The sequence below is a fragment of the Nitrospira sp. Ecomares 2.1 genome, from assembly GCF_965152585.1.
In genome coordinates, this window is the sequence record NZ_OZ224219.1 from 1,190,440 (window position 1) to 1,208,620 (window position 18,181).

Annotated in this window: 18 protein-coding genes; all 18 read left to right on the plus strand. The window is 50.7% G+C overall.

Annotated elements, in window-relative coordinates; genetic code table 11:
* The first annotated feature begins 547 nt into the window (after positions 1–547).
* The 18 genes from ACWHYD_RS05295 to ACWHYD_RS05380 all read left to right on the plus strand — a co-directional run bounded on the left by ACWHYD_RS05295 (position 548) and on the right by ACWHYD_RS05380 (position 18,156).
* Entirely contained in the window at positions 548–1,312 is a 765-nt protein-coding gene (locus ACWHYD_RS05295; RefSeq protein ID WP_447964868.1) for a chlorite dismutase family protein, read from the plus strand.
* Positions 1,313–1,737: 425 nt separating this feature from the next.
* Positions 1,738–2,997: a DUF1207 domain-containing protein gene (locus tag ACWHYD_RS05300; protein ID WP_447964869.1), complete on the plus strand. Its 1,260-nt coding sequence runs from the start codon at positions 1,738–1,740 to the stop codon at positions 2,995–2,997.
* Between the two features lie 176 nt (positions 2,998–3,173).
* Complete coding sequence (gene pdhA / locus ACWHYD_RS05305; RefSeq protein ID WP_447964870.1) at positions 3,174–4,202, plus strand: pyruvate dehydrogenase (acetyl-transferring) E1 component subunit alpha; 1,029 nt, start codon at positions 3,174–3,176, stop codon at positions 4,200–4,202.
* Positions 4,203–4,292: 90 nt separating this feature from the next.
* Positions 4,293–5,261 carry a pyruvate dehydrogenase complex E1 component subunit beta gene (locus tag ACWHYD_RS05310; RefSeq protein WP_447964871.1) on the plus strand — a complete coding sequence of 323 codons (969 nt, stop codon included), beginning with the start codon at positions 4,293–4,295 and terminating at the stop codon, positions 5,259–5,261.
* A gap of 91 nt (positions 5,262–5,352) precedes the next feature.
* Positions 5,353–6,654 carry a dihydrolipoamide acetyltransferase family protein gene (locus ACWHYD_RS05315; protein WP_447964872.1) on the plus strand — a complete coding sequence of 434 codons (1,302 nt, stop codon included), beginning with the start codon at positions 5,353–5,355 and terminating at the stop codon, positions 6,652–6,654.
* 199 nt (positions 6,655–6,853) lie between these two features.
* Positions 6,854–7,534 carry an ankyrin repeat domain-containing protein gene (locus ACWHYD_RS05320; protein WP_447964873.1) on the plus strand — a complete coding sequence of 227 codons (681 nt, stop codon included), beginning with the start codon at positions 6,854–6,856 and terminating at the stop codon, positions 7,532–7,534.
* Positions 7,535–7,626: 92 nt separating this feature from the next.
* On the plus strand, positions 7,627–8,178 hold the full coding sequence (locus ACWHYD_RS05325) for a GlcG/HbpS family heme-binding protein (RefSeq protein ID WP_447964874.1): 552 nt from the start codon (positions 7,627–7,629) through the stop codon (positions 8,176–8,178).
* Positions 8,179–8,574: 396 nt separating this feature from the next.
* A complete protein-coding gene (locus tag ACWHYD_RS05330) occupies positions 8,575–9,021 on the plus strand; it encodes a VOC family protein (protein ID WP_447964875.1) in 447 nt (148 codons plus the stop codon).
* Between the two features lie 412 nt (positions 9,022–9,433).
* Positions 9,434–10,456, plus strand: a complete 1,023-nt coding sequence (locus tag ACWHYD_RS05335) for a methyltransferase (protein ID WP_447964876.1) — start codon at positions 9,434–9,436, stop codon at positions 10,454–10,456.
* Between the two features lie 18 nt (positions 10,457–10,474).
* On the plus strand, positions 10,475–10,900 hold the full coding sequence (locus tag ACWHYD_RS05340; RefSeq protein WP_447964877.1) for a VOC family protein: 426 nt from the start codon (positions 10,475–10,477) through the stop codon (positions 10,898–10,900).
* 66 nt (positions 10,901–10,966) lie between these two features.
* A complete protein-coding gene (locus ACWHYD_RS05345) occupies positions 10,967–13,018 on the plus strand; it encodes a sigma 54-interacting transcriptional regulator (RefSeq protein ID WP_447964878.1) in 2,052 nt (683 codons plus the stop codon).
* 117 nt (positions 13,019–13,135) lie between these two features.
* On the plus strand, positions 13,136–14,233 hold the full coding sequence (locus ACWHYD_RS05350; RefSeq protein ID WP_447964879.1) for a cytochrome-c peroxidase: 1,098 nt from the start codon (positions 13,136–13,138) through the stop codon (positions 14,231–14,233).
* Between the two features lie 138 nt (positions 14,234–14,371).
* The gene (locus ACWHYD_RS05355) at positions 14,372–14,812 is read left to right on the plus strand and encodes a VOC family protein (protein WP_447964880.1); all 441 of its coding nucleotides are present in this window, start codon (positions 14,372–14,374) and stop codon (positions 14,810–14,812) included.
* Positions 14,813–15,361: 549 nt separating this feature from the next.
* A complete protein-coding gene (locus ACWHYD_RS05360) occupies positions 15,362–15,856 on the plus strand; it encodes a DoxX family protein (RefSeq protein ID WP_447964881.1) in 495 nt (164 codons plus the stop codon).
* A 124-nt stretch (positions 15,857–15,980) separates the two neighbouring features.
* The gene (locus ACWHYD_RS05365) at positions 15,981–16,526 is read left to right on the plus strand and encodes a hypothetical protein (RefSeq protein WP_447964882.1); all 546 of its coding nucleotides are present in this window, start codon (positions 15,981–15,983) and stop codon (positions 16,524–16,526) included.
* Between the two features lie 124 nt (positions 16,527–16,650).
* Entirely contained in the window at positions 16,651–17,334 is a 684-nt protein-coding gene (locus ACWHYD_RS05370) for an SDR family NAD(P)-dependent oxidoreductase (RefSeq protein ID WP_447964883.1), read from the plus strand.
* Between the two features lie 80 nt (positions 17,335–17,414).
* The gene (locus ACWHYD_RS05375; protein ID WP_447964884.1) at positions 17,415–17,762 is read left to right on the plus strand and encodes a nuclear transport factor 2 family protein; all 348 of its coding nucleotides are present in this window, start codon (positions 17,415–17,417) and stop codon (positions 17,760–17,762) included.
* Positions 17,763–17,877: 115 nt separating this feature from the next.
* Positions 17,878–18,156, plus strand: a complete 279-nt coding sequence (locus ACWHYD_RS05380; RefSeq protein WP_447964885.1) for a hypothetical protein — start codon at positions 17,878–17,880, stop codon at positions 18,154–18,156.
* Positions 18,157–18,181 lie beyond the last annotated feature (25 nt).

Consider the following 18,181-nt stretch of genomic DNA (forward strand, 5'->3'; position numbering starts at 1 on the left):
GTTGGTCTTGGGAATATCCCAAGAATAGAACTTCAGCGTCCCTTGAGTCTTGGGCGGTCTGCCGAAAGTGTCTTTCTTTCGGCAGGCCGTTTTTTTTTGTCGTGTAATGAATGGAAGAAATGAGAGACAACCATCTATCTTCCTACGTTTGTTTAAGGTTTTCCCCAACGTGCTCTTTAACGGGGAACGGAGTCATTCGGTCACACAGGGAAGATTCGTGAAAGTCCCGACTGGTCTGAAAGTCGCTTTATTGATAGGCCATTGGCCGCTTCACCGTCACGGAGCAGACCCTCCGCAGACCCTTCCGTACGAGCATTTTTTATGGTATTCCTTACCTTTACCTGCTGTGGCCTTTCTCCACATCTCAAACTTTCTTAAAAGATTATTTTTTCCCACGTGCCGGCTCTAACGTCGACCGCCATGCGTGGTGATTCCCGTTCAACAATTCCGAAGGGGGATTCCAGAGAGATCTATCCGGTCATCCGTAACCCGAACGTTTGCCATTCGCATGTTTAAAAGTAAAACTCAGGTAAGAAGGAGTGAAAATATGCCCGTATTACTATCCTTGGTGTTCATTGCGGTCGTGCATTTTGGTTTGTCGGGTTTAAGCTGGGCTGCCGATGCCCCTGTTTTTGGGACCTTTGCCCTTTATGAGGTGGATAAAGATTGGAAGGATTTGCCGATGGAGGAAAGACAGAAAGGCGGGGAGGAGGCCAAAGCTCTGCTGGAGGCATTCAAAAGTCAGGTGACCGTGGATGGATATTGGACCTATGGATTGACGACAGAATCCCATTTTTTGCTTCGGCTGCATTCTGCTGAACTCAAAGCCAACCAGCAATTACTGACCCAACTTCGGAGTACCGGCTTTGGCCGGCATTTGGATTTGGAGTACACGATCAGTGGGGTGACCAAGGAGCTGAATTATGCTCCGGATTTTCCTGATTTGCTTCAACAACTCAAAGGGGCAAAATACGAGGGTGATCCGTCTACCTATGCGATTATGATCCCCATTCGCAAAAATGCCGAATGGTGGAACCTGTCCAAAGAGGATCGTGTGGCGCTGATGAAAGAACACACCATTCCCACCGTTGCCTATTTAAAAACGGTGAAGCGGAAATTGTATCATTCCACCGGGATCTCGGATGTGGATTTTCTCACCATATTTGAAACCAATAATCTGGTGGATTTCAATGATCTGGTTATTGCATTGCGGATGGTTCGTGAAGATATCTTCAATGTTCAACTCGGAGAGCCGACGATCATCGGCACATTGAAAAGCTGGAATGATATTGTTGACCTTCTTGTGAAATAGCCGGATGACGGCCTGGTGATGGGCCCGTCATCCTTGGGGCAATCAATCTTGGCATCAGAGGTGAAAGGATTTGTACATGCCAAAATGGGTAAAATGGAAAAGCAATCCATGAAAGAGGAACCGATGAAAAAGTAACCCTCATTCCTTTTATACATCTCTTAGAAGGCCGGCTGTGGACTGACTCTGCAGCCGGCCTTCTTATTGGAAACAAATAGGACCAAAGACGTCTTTGTTGAATAAATAATCAGTCCCTTGCGCGTGAGATCCGGTGTTTTACTTGTTTGACAATGGCCAAATTAGGCCCCTCGCCATGACCTTTTGTCTGTCCAACCAAACACAATCATCCTGTTATTTTATGTTCAGGGCTTCTTCAGTTTAGACCAGCCGATAAGCCCCAACCTGACCGCTCAAAAAGGGTGGTTGCCGTGTCAGCACTGAGAACTATCGGGTATTTCTCCAAGCGTTGGTTATGTTTTAGCCAGGTTCTTCACACCACCATGTTTCGCCAAGGAAAGCAGATTCCAATGATTCAAACGCTTGCTTCTCTCGGGCTTGGTTCTACCGTGTCTATAAGTATCCATAGAGTATTACGGAAAAGGACAACAGTGATCGTGGTCCTGCTCTGTCTTCTCTTGGGCTGGATGCCTCCCGCTATCGCGGTGGAAGATTCTTACATCGCAGGCTATGCTGCCGCAGTTCTTCAACATGAGTTCAATGCCACCAATGCCTCCCTGAACGTGAAAGATGGTGTCGTGACCGTCTATGCCGTTTCGCTCGGCACCCTTGACCGAACGAAGGTACAGACCGCTTTAGAAGCCATTCCAGGTGTGACACGTGTGGAAATCATAGAAGGCATTGGCGACTCCGAGATTCCCGTTACTCCCGCGACGGATGCCATTTCCCAAAAAATTCCCGAGCCCGAATCCAAATTTCTTCCCGATGGCCTTCTTTTCGATCCGCTTCATACCGACCCGCGTTGGCCGCATTTCTCCGTGGCCTACCGTGATATTTCAAAAGGTTCGGAACCAAAAACAACCGGCTCGGCAAATTTTGGAGAAACGTTCGCGATTTATCGCGATGCTGCGCCATTCAATGGCCAATGGGAAATCGCCTTCCAGGGCGGAGTCTTTAGCGTATTCGATTTGGACGCGTCGTCCAAGGACCTTGTAAACGCGGATTATACGGCCGGTCTTCTTGCCAGCTATCGGACCGGTTCGCTTTCCGGCTTCATTCGCGTCCATCATCAAAGTTCACATCTTGGTGATGAATTCATTCTCAATAACCAGCCGAACAGAATCAATTTGTCCTATGAAGAATTCGATCTGAAGTTGTCCTATGAACTATTCAACTGGTTTCGTGTGTATGGCGGCGGCGGGATTCTGGTAAATCGGGATCCCAGCACGCTCGGGCGCGGCACCAGCCAATTCGGGGCTGAACTGACAAGCCCTTGGACGTTGCTGAGCGGGAAGATTCGCCCGGTGGCGTATGCAGATTTCCAGGTCAACGAGAGAAGCAATTGGACAGTCAACCGTTCACTCATGGCTGGGCTTCAATTCGAAAATGCCCGCATCGGCGACCGCAAGCTGCAATTATTAATGGAGTATTACAAGGGGGCTTCACCCAACGGTCAATTCTATTCTCAGCAAACCGAGTGGATCGGAATTGGCCTTCATTTGTATTACTGACACCAAGCCTGGCCTACCTTGAAAGCCATCCCGGCGCACATGCTTTTGGGCTACGGATGGTAAACATGAAATTGCGGTAAAGACCTTAAGAATTGTATCGGTATGCGATCTCTTGCTACAGTTCTTCTAAGTTCTTCTAAGTTCTTCTAACATTCCAGAGACAGAACCTATGGGGAATGTCGATCCGCAATGTTGAACAATCCGGGCTTCTCATGGTGAAGAGAAAATTGGATACTAACTCGAACAAGAACGATCTTTTGGCGTTGTATCGGGATATGCTTCTCATTCGACGCTTTGAGGAGAAGTCCGCCGAAATGTACGCCTTAGCGAAAATCGCCGGCTTCCTTCATTTATACATCGGCCAGGAAGCGGTCGCCGTGGGATGTATCCATGCCATTCGCCCGGATGACTATGTCATTGCCTCCTATCGGGACCACGGACATTGTCTGGCCAAGGGCTCGGATCCTAAAAAGGTGATGGCTGAATTGTTTGGAAAAGCCACAGGCCTGTGCAAGGGCAAAGGTGGTTCCATGCATCTCATCGACGTCGAACGCAATTTCATGGGCGGGTATGCCATCGTCGGTGGGCATTTGCCGCTTGCTGTCGGTCTGGCGTTTGCTTCACGTTATCGCAAGGAAGACCGGGTGGTTCTCTGTTTTTTTGGTGATGGGGCGGTTCCCAGTGGGCATACCCATGAGGCCTTTAATTTGGCTGCGTTATGGAAATTGCCGGTTATCTTTATTTGCGAAAACAACCGGTACGGAATGGGTACGCCCGTTGAGCGCGAAATGCTGCTGTATAAAGATATTGCCGAACGAGCCAGAGCGCATGGCATTGAAGCGGAACAAGTGGATGGGATGGACGTGCTGGCGGTGAAGGAGTTGACGGCGCGTGTGGTGAAGATGTTGCGAAAGGATCCTCAGCCATTCTTTATTGAGGCGTCGACTTACCGGTTCATGGGCCATTCCATGTCCGATCCTGCCCATGGCCATTATCGAACCAAGGAGGAGGTGGGAGAAGCACGGAAGCAGGATCCGTTGATTTTCCTCAAAACCCGGATCCTTCAGGATGGCCTGGCCAAGGAGGCCGATTTTAAGCAAATGGATAAAGAGGTGATTCAGACGGTGACCGAATCTGTGAAGTTTGCCGATGAAAGCCCCTTTCCTGATCCCGGTGCACTTCATGAGGATGTTTTGGTCGAGTGAGGAGCATGGACTTAATAAGAATTCGGAAAGGTATTAAGTTACCTTCATCATGACACTCGATTATCAACAATTCTTGAATGACGGCCAACCATGTTGATCTCCTATAGGGAAGCACTGAATCAGGCGATGCGTGAGGAAATGCAACGGGATTCTCGTGTTTTTTTAATCGGAGAAGAAGTCGGGTATTACCAAGGGGCCTTTAAGGTCAGCAAAGGCTTTGTGGAGGAATTCGGCGTAGAGCGGGTGTTGGATACCCCGATTACCGAAGCGGGCTTTACGGGTTTGGCTGTTGGCGCGGCAATGGCTGGATTGCGTCCCATTGTCGAATTGATGACCTTTAATTTCGGCATTCTTGCCCTTGACCAAATCGTGAATAACGCGGCGAAAGTTCGTTATATGTCCGGCGGCCAATTGTCGGCTCCCATGGTGATCCGTGGGCCGGGGAGTGCGGCTCATCAGTTGGCTGCCCAGCATTCGCAAAGTCTTGAAGCCTGGTTTTGCCATGTCCCTGGTCTGAAAGTGATTGCCCCGGCGACGCCCTCTGATGCGAAAGGTTTATTGAAAAGCGCCATTCGTGATGAGAACCCGGTCATTTTTATCGAAGCGCAACTTCTGTATGGCACCAAAGGCGAGGTGCCCGACCATGATTACTCTTTGCCGATTGGGAAGGCCGCTGTGACGCGAACAGGAAGCGATGTGACCATTGTCGCCTATTCCAAGATGGCACTACTGGCGCTTGAGGCTGCTGAAGCCTTATCAAAGGAAGGCATCAATGCCGAGGTCATCGACCTGAGAACATTAAAGCCTTTGGATACCGACACGCTCCTGGAATCTGTCAAGAAGACAGGCCGTGTTGTCATTATAGAAGAGGGGTGGGAGTTTTGTGGGTTAGGCGCTCAGATTGCTGAGACCATCTATTCAAAAGGATTTGATTTATTGGATGGGCCTATCGTCAGGGTCGCTGGTGAGGAAGTTCCCATGCCGTATACCCGGCCGCTAGAAGACCTGGCCATTCCAGATGCAGCTCGGGTCATCTCGGCGGTGAAAAAAATTCTCTAATCGGCAACACATTTTTGAAATGGTTGTTCCTCAGAACGTCATCACAACAGATTCTTTCCAAGAATTCCCCTGCCATAAATAGGAGAGGCCTATGATTACGCGCGTTGTCATGCCCAAACTCACGGATACCATGGAAGAAGGGGTCGTGGTGGCTTGGAAAAAACATGAGGGTGACGCTGTCGACTCAGGGGATATTCTGGCGGAAATTGAAACGGACAAAGCGGTCCTTGATCTGGAATCCTTTGGGTCCGGTGTGCTGAGAAAAGTGTTAGTGCCCGAGGGGGAAACCGTGAAAGCCGGGAAGCTCATTGCCGTGATTGGGGAACAGGACGATGACATAGAGGCCACGCTGGCTGAGACCTCTGAGGAAAAAACTGCAGCACCTGAACCTCAAAAAGATTCTGCGGCTCCTTCTCCAAAGCAAAAGCCCTCTCAAACTTCGCCGGCACCATCCACCCCGACCAAAGGTGAAAAATCTGGCAGTGCCAAGAAAGAAGTCCAGGCAACGAAGGCGGATACGAGCCAGGAGGTCAGGATCAAAGCATCACCTCGAGCCAAGGCGTTGGCGAAAGAACAGGAAATTGATTTGTCAACAATCACAGGAAGCGGTCCGGAAGGCCGGATCGTGGAAGCCGATATTCAAGGACAGGTTAAAACACCAAAAGCTCTGGAGGGAGAAGCCCAAGACATTCCCCTGAGCCAAATGCGCAAGGCGATCGCTCGAGTGACCACGTCAAGTAAGGCCCCTGTCCCGCATTTTTATCTCACAACAGAAGTGGCAATGGATCAGGCCGAGCGTCTCCGAAAGCAAATGGAGGAATTGGGCAATGGCCCATTGAGTTTAACTGTGTTGTTCGTCCGAGCGGCCGCGCTCGCTTTAGTCCGTCATCCTGAAATAAATGTTTCATTCATGGGGGAAGCCTTGCGTCGACATGCCGCGATCGATATCGGAATTGCGGTGGCTCTGGAGGAGGGACTCATTACCCCTGTGATACGGGATTGCGCCGGAAAAAATCTTCTTCAAGTCGCCGAGGAGATTCGTGATCTGTTTGTCCGGGCCAAAAGCCAACAACTCACTCCCGAAGAATATGCCGGGGCTACATTCTCCATTTCTAACCTTGGCATGTATGAGGTGGACAATTTTATCGCCGTCCTGATGCCACCCCAGGCGGCTTCTCTGGCCATAGGCGCGGTGAATATTGTTCCCGTGGCACGAGGGCGAGCCATCAAACTGTCGCGTCGGATGAAAGTCACGCTTTCCTGTGATCATCGGGCACTGGATGGTGCGCAAGGGGCACGGTTTCTCCAGTCATTTAAACGAGCCCTGGAAAAACCATTGGAGCTGTTTCTTCCGCTGAAAACCCGATCCAAAAACAACCATGAAATCGATTAATAACCGGTTGTGCGGTGATGGCGGGCATTTCAATCTTGAGGCCGGTGTGTTGAGGCGGTAATAAGCCGGAGTTTTATGGTTCAGATAATACGGCTGTCTTGTTCCTCATTTTCTTTGCCGGATTGAGATATGGTCTTATCTGGTCCCTCCCTCTCCTGAGTCCAAGCCGAGATTAATTAAAAAGGGGATGTACGAAGATATGAAAGGATTGGGAATCCTTGTGATGGTGTCGTTTCTTCTGATGTTTGCCGGACCGGGATTTACCAAAGAGATGGTCACGAAGACAGGGCTGAATGAAGCCTTATTCGAGGCTGTAGGACGTAATGATGTGGCTATGGTCCGGCAACTGTTGAACCAAGGTGCCAGCATCCATGCTCAAGACGGAAAGGGACAAACGGCGTTACTCGTGGCGGTTGATCGCAACCATCTTGAAAGTGCCAAGGTGTTGATTGAGGCCGGCGCGGATGTGAATGCGCAGGATCGTCAACTGGACAGTCCATTGCTCTTAGCCGGAGCGAGAGGGTACCTCGAGATTTTACAGTTGATATTAGAGGCCAAACCCGATTTTGGAATTTATAACCGGTTCGGGGGAACGGCCTTGATTCCGGCATGTGAGCGTGGGCATGTGGAAACGGTGAGGCGTTTATTAGAGACCGAGGTGGATATCAATCATGTGAATCGATTGGGGTGGACCGCCCTGTTGGAAGCCATTATCCTGAGCGACGGGGGGCCCAGACATCAGGAGATTGTACAAATGCTTATGAAGGCGGGTGCCGATGTGAACCTGCCGGATGGGGATGGCATCAGCCCGCTGCAACATGCCCGGACCAATGGTTTTACACGAATTGTTAATATCCTGGAATCGGCGGGAGCCCAGTAGGGGTGTGAGATATATTGACAACGTTGCAGCCTGAACAAGACAATCGTCAGGTCAGCACCTGGATGATCTCATGTTTATCAAAGGAGCGTTTCATGATCGGCAAAAAAAATCTGCAATGTACATCGGAAAAAGGTTGGTATCTCTCTGGAATGGTTACCCTCAGTCTAAGCGCACTATTCATAGCGGGCGTGTCGGCGGCCGAGCTGCCGCGTGAGGCGGTCCTGCCACTCTCACTGGCCACGAAGGCTGCAAGTGCGGCGGTGGAGCAATGCACAAAAGATGGATATCGGGTGAGTGCGGCGGTTGTCGATCGGGCCGGGGTGGTGAGGGCGATATTGAGGGAAGATGGTGCCGGTCCGCATACCGTGGATAGCAGTCGCAAGAAGGCCTATACCTCGGCCAGTCTGAAAAGGCCTACGGCTGAATTGGGCGAGTTGATTGCCAAGATGCCGGCGGTTCAAGCATTACGGGATATGAATGAGGATATGCTTCTTCTTGGTGGCGGGCTTCCTATTGAAATTGGGGGAGAGGTTGTCGGTGGTATCGGGGTGGGTGGAGCGCCGGGTGGTCATCTGGATGCCGCATGTGCGCAGGCCGGGTTGGAGACTATCGGCGCCGGGTCCAAGGAACAAAAAGATAAATAAGAGAGGGTTTCGTCTACTCATCTGAACGCAGATTCTCCGTCCCGGAGAATCTGGGTTTAGTCTATTGTCCAAGCTGCCTTACCTGGTGTCCTTTCTTTCCTGCCTTTTTGGTGCCGGGCCTATTTCGTTTCATCCCTCAAGTTCCCTCAAGCTGCCGGAATGTCGTCATTGTGTCGATATTTCGGCAATAATTTTCTTTTCCTGTCACGAGCGTGGATTGCTCCAAGAGCAATTTGGCTTGCCAGAGCATCATTTGTGTTTGAAGGGCCTCTAGAAAGAAACTGGAACGATCATTGCGTTAATCAAAGTTGAGTAGGAAAACAGGCAAGAAGTGGAAAGCCATGAGGATTCATTGATAACCGTTTCGTTTTTCTAAAGACGGAGGAGAAATTTATTATGAAAGCCCAATATTTAGGACATGTGGTGTTTTACGTCAAAAATCTCGAAGAGTCTTTGAAGTTCTATCGAGATGTGGTGGGGTTTCAGGAAGTCGGACAGATTTTTGGAGGAAAAGCGGCGGCGCTCACCTCTGGCCGGACTCATCATGAACTGTTGTTAATTGAAGTGGGCGATGTTCCTGGACCGCCTTCGGGAAGGAGACGGGGCCTCTATCACATTGGCATTAAAGTTGGAGATAGCCTGGAGGAACTTCGTACTGCCAAGCAGGATCTCGATCGGGCCGGTATCACCATTGAAGGTATGAGTGACCATACGGTCAGCCAAAGTCTCTACCTTCAGGACCCCGATGGTAACGAAGTGGAACTCTATGTCGATGCACCGGAGGTGGATTGGAAGCGTGACCCGACATTGGTGCTGGCGCCGATCAAGCCCCTGGTGTTGTAATCTTCCCCCAGTTGTTGTTCTTCGTCGTACGGCTGGGCCTCTACGACGTTGAAACACAGGGCCACTCGAGGAGTCGTGTCAATTCCCACGCATTTATTATAGGAAAGCTCTTAAGCAAATTGTGTGGGTTGTTTGAGCAACAGGAATTTCCGAGGAAATCCCCTCCTTTGTAAGGCTTTGTTACAAAGAGGAACAAAGACAAGGGGAGGTAGAAAGGCCAGATGTCAATTTGTCGCGAGGGCTGTTGGCCCAATAATATGAGCACATAGCTGATTCTTTTTTTCGCCACCTTCACCTCACCTTACAAAGGGGAGGAAGCTGTAGGCATAGGACTTAAGCATTGTCTCAGGGGTATACCCACACTAAATTCGGAAGAGCCATAAGAAGATAATCCAAAAGACTAGGAGAACACATGACGACCATGAAATCACCCGAAGGACCTTCACCTCAATTATTCTTTCAAACCGTCAATGGACATATGCGGACGGCGGCATTGAAATCAGCCATCGAACTGGATGTGTTTTCCGCTATCGCGGAAGGCTACCATACTCCCAAGGCCTTAGCTCAACGATGCGGGGGTTCTGAACGAGGCCTGAGAATGTTGGGAGACTATCTGACTGTGGGAGGTTTTCTGACCAAACAGGGGGAGGAATACGGGTTGACTCCGGATTCGGAGTTATTTTTAACCAAGACTTCTCCGGCCTATTTAGGGCCGACTCTGGATTTTATGTTGTCATTTCCCCTTGTGGAGGGCTTCAAGCAGCTGACTGGTGCCGTTCGAAAAGGCGGAACCGTGGTCGGGGAGAAAGGAACCTTGGCACCGGAACATCCGGATTGGGTGACGTTTGCGCGGTCTATGGTGCCATTGATGAAAGGTCCGGCAGAGTGGATTGCTTCCTGGGTGAAAGAGAATGCGCCCGATACCCACAAAGTTTTGGATGTGGCAGCCGGTCATGGGGTGTTCGGCATCGAAATCGGTCGCAAATTATCAGCGGCGGACATTACCGCTCAGGATTGGCCCAATGTATTGACGGTTGCCAGAGAGAATGCTCAAGCAGCCGGGATCTCCAAGCGATTCCATGAATTGCCGGGGAGCGCCTTTGAGGTGGAATTCGAGAAAGACTATGATGTGATCCTTCTCACAAATTTCCTGCATCACTTCGATGTGCCGACCTGCGAGGCATTTTTGAAAACGGTGCATGGTTCCCTCAAACCGGGGGGATATGTGATCACGCTGGAATTTATTCCTAATGAAGATCGTATTTCTCCCGCGCTGATGGCTGAGTTCTGCTTGATTATGTTGGCCACGACTCCTGACGGGGATGCCTATGTCTTCAGTGAATATGACCGCATGTTCCGCCATGCCGGATTTGGCGAGAGCATCATGCAAGATGTTCCTGCATCCAATGAACGTGTCATCATTACGAAAAAATAATGGAAAGGAGAAACTAAAATGCCGGTACAAGTCTATGGAGTCAATCATGTCGTGATTGAAGTTGACGATGCTCAGAAAGCCGTCGAGTTTTATGCGGATGTCTTCAACCTTGAAATGCTACGGGGCGGAGAGGGGGCTGTCTGGTGCAAAATGGGGGAGCACCAGTTTTTGGCGATCTTTGAAGTTAAAACCCTTCAACCTGATCGGGCCAAACATTTTGGCATTATGGTCCGGGATGACGCTCAGGTGAAGGAAGTTCGGGAAAAAATCACCAAGAAATACGGATTGGAGGTGCGTCCTGATTTTCGATGTGATTTCCGGGATCCCTGGGGTAATCGAATCCAAGTCGGAGATCTGCATGATGAATCGTTGGTCTGGCTCCTTCCCTACCGGGAGGTACAGGATATCGGGATCACATTTGCCTCGCCTTCCAAAGCCCCTTGACCATCTGGGGCACAAAAGGCAACCTGGCTTTTGTTTGTGAGGGGGAATCGGCGATACTGTACCCCTATGGATAAACGCATTCAGCCGGTTTTGGGAGATCAGTCATCGCCCTATCAGGCTCTTCTCGAGGTTTCGGAGGCGATCGCGGTTCACCGGGATCTCACTAACCTGATACAGGACCTGGCTCAACGCCTTCCTCGTATCGTTCCACTGAGTTTCATTGGCTTGGCTTTGTACCAGCCCGAGCGGAACACTATCCAGGATTATATTATTCAGGCCAATATTCCTGCGGATATACAGGGCGGGAAAGAATGGGCTTTGGATGCCCATCCGAGTGGCTGGGTGTGGCAGGCCCAGCAGCCATTGATTATTTCCGACCTGACTCAAGACTCCCGTTTTCCAGCAGTGCTGCCCCTCATGCTCGAAGACGGCGTGCAATCTTTATGCACGGTTCCGCTGACCACCTCCTTACGCCGTCTGGGATCACTCGACTTCGCGAGTGTGGAAAAAGGAACCTACCAGGAGTCGGAATTGACGTTTCTGCTTCAGGTCGCCAAGCAAGTGGCGGTGGCGGTGGACAATGTCCTGCATCAAGAGGAATTGTGCCGCGAGCGGGATCGTCTGCAAGTCTTGCTGGACGTGAACAATGCGATCGTGTCGAAGCTGGAACTTGGGGATTTGTTTTCGACCATGGTCACGTCCTTGCGACGGGTGATTCCGCATGAAGCCACCAGCTTATATTTCTATAATCCGGATGCGCAGAACTTTCATCGACATGTGCTGAATTTTCCTTCAGGGAAAGGCTTGTTGGGGGGAAGCCATTCCATTGCGCTTGATGACACGCCGGCCGGAGAAGCATTTCGATCACGAAAAACGGTGTGTTGGCGTGAAACTGATCTGCAGCAATTTCATTCCGTCACCGCCCGACAGTTGATCGCGGAGGGTGTGAAATTTGGATGCTGTGTGCCACTCATGCTCCCCGATCGGGTTTTGGGGACGTTGAATGTCGGCAGTACCCGTTCTTCAGCCTTTTCCACGGGGGATGCCGACCTGCTGACGCAGGTCGCCGGACAAGTGGTGATTGCCCTCGAAAATGCCCTTGTCTATCGGGAAATTACCGAATTAAAAGAAAAGCTGGAAAAGGAGAATGTCTATCTCCGGGATGAAATCCGGACAGAAGCCAACTTCGAGGAGATTGTCGGCGAGAGTCAGGGCTTAAAGCATGTCCTTCAACAATTGGAAATTGTCGCCCCAACCGATTCGACCGTGCTGATTTTGGGCGAAACGGGCACAGGCAAGGAACTCATTGCTCGAGCTCTCCACCAGCTCAGCACGCGAAATGACCAGGCCTTTGTGAAAATTAACTGTGCGGCTATTCCTACGGGTCTGTTGGAAAGCGAACTGTTCGGCCACGAGAAGGGTGCCTTCACAGGAGCCATTTCTCAAAAAGTCGGTCGCTTTGAACTTGCGCATCGCGGAACCATTTTTTTGGACGAAATCGGGGAAGTGCCATTAGAGTTGCAATCCAAAATGCTTCGGGTGCTTCAGGAACAGGAGTTTGAACGATTGGGCGGGACGCGCACCATCCGCGTGGATGTTCGGCTGGTCGCGGCCACCAACCGCGATTTAATGCAGATGGTGGAAGCCGGCGAGTTTCGCAGTGACTTGTATTACCGTTTGAATGTCTTTCCCATCACGGTTCCGCCCCTTCGCGAACGGCAGGAGGATATCCCGATTCTTGTTCGGTATTTTGCCCAGCGTTATGCCACCAGGATGAAAAAACCCATCGAGACCATTCCTGCCAAGACGATGGAACGTCTGGAAGGCTATCCCTGGCCGGGGAATATTCGCGAACTGGAAAACCTGATTGAGCGCGCGGTTATTCTTTCCCAGGGTTCCGAACTGGCTGTGCCGTTATTAGACCTCAAAGCCGGTCTTCAGCGAGGGACTCAGTCTGGCGCGACCTTAGAAGGTGCGGAACGGGACCATATTCTTCGTGCCCTGCAAGACACCAAATGGGTAATCGGGGGCTCTACAGGCACCGCGGCCCGCCTCGGGATGAAACGCACCACGTTGATCTCGAAGATGAAAAAACTCGGCATCTCCCGCCCGACCTAATTTGGTGTGTTTTCTGCAAATTCTCTCCAACTTTTCATGTGAGTGACTATCCCCGGTCTCCTGCTCAAAGAAAAAAGGCTCTGGCCATACATGTTTCATTCAATCTGGAGGTTCATCATGTTTCAGCGATTCTCAATCAATCATCTCCCATGGAGAGGGAACTTGGGTCTTCTCCTTCTCACGGTCCTGTTTCTGCCTGGAGCGCCAGGGGCTCTCGCTGCCAATGCACAACCTCCTGAGTCGTGCAAACCTGTCAGTACCCCGTATCAGTTGAAAATTCCGTTCGGGCTGGAGGATGAGATCAAGCCATTTATTCCGTCAGACAATCCGCTGACGGTCGAAAAGGTTGAACTCGGGAAGCTGTTATTCTTCGATCCACGCCTGTCACGTGACAATACAATGTCCTGCGCGAGCTGCCACAAACCGGAGCTGGCCTGGACTGACGGCACCAAGCTCTCCATGGGTATCGATAACCAGGTGGCCACCCGGAACGGAATGACTGTCGTCAACCGACTGTACGGCCATGCCCAGCTCTGGCATGGGAAAATGGCCACGTTGGAAGCGCAAGCGGTCAATCCCCTCACCAAGGCGGTACGGATGGGAATGCCGTCCACGGATGCGGAGGTGGAGAAGCTCAATGCCATCAAGGGATACCGGGAGCGATTTCAGCAGGTTTTCTGCACGGATGTCACCATTGATGGGGTGGCCAAAGCGATTGCGGCGTTTGAACGGACTCTTTTGTCCGGCAACAGTCCCGCAGATCGATTCGACATGGGCGGAGAAGAGGACGCGATCTCCGAGTCCGCCAAACGAGGGCTCCAAGTATTTCAGGGCAAGGGCCGCTGCACACGCTGCCATTCGGGATTCAATTTCGCCGACGAAGAATTTCACAATCTCGGCATCGATTGGGACACGGCGAAAGCCGATCTGGGACGGTATTCGGTGGAGAAGCATCCGGGGACCGTTGGCGGATTCAAAACGCCAACCCTACGGGAGATTGCCAGGACCGCTCCGTACATGCATGACGGGCGTTTCGCCACCCTTGAAGACGTCGTCGATTTTTACGACCAAGGGGGAATCCAGAACCCGCATCTGTCTAATTTGATTATTCCTTTGGGATTAACCGACCAGGAAAAGAAGGATCTGGTGGAATACATGCGGGCTCTCAATGGTGAAGGATGGCAGATGACCGCGCCAACAGAATTTCCTCAATGACGCAGCGTTCTAGAGACCAGGGGCGTATTCACGCCGGTGATACCCTTCACCCTCTCGCCTCAAAAAAGGTCCTTGGGCTGGGCAGATCCGGGAACGTGTTGAACGTACCAACAGCTTTTAAATATGGAGCATTCGCAAATGCAAGGATTTCTCGATCATATTGTCCTGAATATTGAACATGATGAAGCGATGATCGATTTTTATACCAGAATTTTGATGCTACCGGCAGAGCGGCTCGAAGAGTATCATGCCGGGAAAGCGCCGTTTCCTTCTGTGCGGATCAATCATGATACCGTCATCGATTTATTTCCCAAGAAGTTATGGGAGCAAAACATTTCAGCAGGGACAGGCTTTAGCAATCTGAACCACTTTTGTCTTGCACTCACCAAAACGGATTGGGAAGACTTATGCGGTCGACTTCGTGACAATAATATTGCAATCAGTGAAGGGCCTGTCCAACGGTGGGGAGCGCGGGGAACAGGAACCTCCATTTATTTTCTCGATCCTGAAGGAAATGCGATCGAGGCACGATTTTATGAAGTAAATGATCAGCCAGAGAAATGCCTGCTTGGCACTTAAGGAAGTCGTTGCCAATCTCTCATAGCAAGACTCTCAATAAACAATCTCGGACATGCCCAAGCGTCTCCTCCTCTGTCATCCCCGCAGTTCGTCAGCGGAGGTCCAATTGGAACGACACCAAAATGGATTCCCGATGACTACTGTCGGAAATGTCCGCGATGGAGGGATTCACGAGGCATGGCATCCCGAGCACTTTGCCAAACTACTCAATGGATTGTCCTCCTGCCGTTCGTCATCCCGAATGAGAGAAGCGAAGGCATCGGGAATTTCATGAAAATCCCTTCTGCCTAACCATCTTCCGTTCGTCTGTCTGTCGCCCCCTCGACACGAGTCGACATATCGTCACATTTGATTCGACACACCTCTTCTCTTTCTTTTGCATCTTCGATAGAAACATCAATTCATTCAAATGTTTGTGTCTTTTTTTGATCTTTTGTGAAGGTGGAATGGCTCTTGCCATATGTAAGAGGTAAGAGTTCAACAAAGCTTTCGTTAGAACAAATAATGACAAACCACACACATTTATTCATTCACAAAGGAGAGGAAGCCATGAAAACATTATTTCAAACAGAAGAGAGTTGGGCGCCGGTTATTTTGAGAGTGATGCTGGCCTTGGTCATTTTTCCTCACGGCGCTCAGAAGCTGCTGGGATGGTATGGAGGAAACGGGTTTGAAGGCACGATGGGATTCTTTACTGAGCAAATGGGTTTGCCTTGGGTGATTGCATTTCTGGTCATTATGGGAGAATCGGTTGGCGCACTGGCAATGGCAGCCGGATTCATGACGCGGTTCACTGCCGCGAGTTTAGGCATCATCATGTTAGGCGCCATCACAACGGTGCACTGGTCTAATGGGTTTTTTATGAACTGGTTTGGCCAACAAGCCGGTGAGGGATTTGAATATCACCTGCTCGTCATTGGCATGGGTCTGTCGTTAATGGTGACGGGCGCCGGCAAATGGTCGGTCGATCAGGTCATTGGAAAGTGGCTTGCACGGCAGGAATCATTGCACGCTGATGGGACTCGTCGGACTGCGGCAGCCTAAGTGTGACAGATCTAAATGTACGACTAGAAAATGAATAATTATGGAAAGGAGTCAAGACATGAATAGTAGGCAACTTCGTCAGGATAGAAGCAGGGATCTCTCAATAACCATAAAGGAGGAAGTGATGAACCGTACAATGAATCTTCACGTGATTATGTTATCAGCGGTGATGGGCATGTTTCTTATCATGTCCGGTATCGGTTACGCAGACTCTAAGAGTGTCAGCCATGGACATAAGCAGGTCACCGGAGTCGTGACAACGGAGAAGGGTGGTGTTCTCACGGTTAAAACACCCACGGGAGACTATTCTCTGACCGAAAATGCTTCTCATCGTCATGGCCATGCCGTCCCCAAGGTGGGAGATGAAGTAACCTTGGTTCTGGATGAGAACAATGCTGTCATAGAAGCCCACCCTAAAGGCGAGGAAGGAATACATCAGTTCTATACGGGGAAATTGGTGTACATGGGGAAAATGAATAAAGAGATCAAATTGCAGACCCCTGATGGGGAAAAGGTCTTCCCTCTTGGTCGGCTGGAAATCAAAACCAAGCCCATCGAAGAAGGTGCCATGGTCACGGTTGAAGTGAATGAAGGCGGGACTGTGATCGATCTTCACCGTGCGTCGGATGACGAAACAAGCATTAATGCCAAAGGGAAGACTCACGAGTAACGAGTCGGATGTTCACAATGATGTGGCTCGGTCTCTTGCCGGGTGGTGAGAGATCGGGGCCACCTTCTGAGGCGGGGAATTGTGGTATGAGAAAAAGTCAGAGAGACGAAGAAGGAGCCGAAAGATGATATCCCTTAACGGAAAAGTTGTCATGATCACGGGGGCATTGGGTGGTTTAGGCCAGACGGTGACCGAGGCATTCGCCCAGGCGGGAGCCAAGGTGGTGGTCGTGGGCCGGGAACTTCCAACGAAGCTTCCGGAAGGGCTAGTGGGCCTTTCAGCGGATGTCACCGATGAGGCTGAGGTTCATCGACTGATGAAGGAGGCCGTGCGCAAAACCACACGCATTGATTGCTTGATCAATCTTGTTGGCGGGTTTGCCATGGGTCGTCTGGCAGAAACAGAAATGTCCACCTGGTCCAAAATGTTGTCTCTCAACCTGACCTCGGCCTTTTTGCTGTCGAGGGAGGCAACTCGCTTCATGTCCAAGCAAGGCTCTGGTCGAATTATCCATATGGCCGCGCGTGCCGCTGTGGACCCGTTCCCCGGTGCGGGTGCCTATATTGTCTCTAAGTCGGGGCTTCTTGCCCTGATCAAGGTGCTGGCTCTGGAGTTAACCGGTTCAGGCGTGACTGTGAACGGGGTATTACCGGCGACCATTGATACCCCTGCTAACCGCAACAGCATGCCGGATGCCGATCCCAACGAATGGGTGAAGCCGGAAGCGATTGCCGCACTGCTTGTGTTTCTCGCCTCCGAGGAAGCTGAGGCTCTGAATGGGGCGCTCATTCCTATCGGGTCATCATAGGAATGATGTTTGATGAATTGATCGATGTTTCAATTCGAGGTGTAAACGGTAAATTTTATTTATTGAAAGGAGAAGGTAGCATGAGTATTCAACAACAGGTTCAAGCATTGATCGATGGGATTTTGGCCGGGAAGCTTTTGGAGACCTTTGACACGTATTATGCTGATAACGTTGTCATGAGTGAGAATCGAAAAGAAGAACGAGTCGGGAAGGCTGCCAACCGGGAATATGAACAAAAGTTTTTAGGGAATATTCAGGAATTTCACGGAGCTCAGGTCGGACGGACGATCGTTGACGGGGACCATGCTGCGGTGGAATGGACGTTTGACCTGACCTTTAAAGGCGGAAATCGGGTGAAGATGCAGCAGGTGGCCGTGCAAACCTGGAAGGATGGAAAAATCATTCGTGAGGACTTTTATCACGGGTAAAAGGGTTCTTATGTGTTGAACCATGTGTGCTCACGACAGGTTTACGCTCAAAAACAATGGCAGCCTAAGAGATCCCGGGCTCCTGTTCTCAACTGTTTTGATAAGGAATGAAGTTATGCTCAGAGTCACCCCCCGCATAGATGAGACGACAATCACCCTCCAGTTGGAGGGTCGATTGGCCGGACCGACAGTCATCGAAGCTGAGCGGTGTTGGCAGGTGACATGCGCGGAGAATCCGGGGCGATCCCATCGACTGGATCTGCGGGGGGTGACATATTTGGATCAGGAAGGGAAATCGTTTTTGAACCGGGTCTTTCAGCAGGGCGCGAGTTTTCTCTCTTCCGGTTGTTTGACCCGGGCCTACGTTGAGGAGATCACGCGGTCTGGGAAATAATTTGCTGAGAAAACAGTATTGAGGA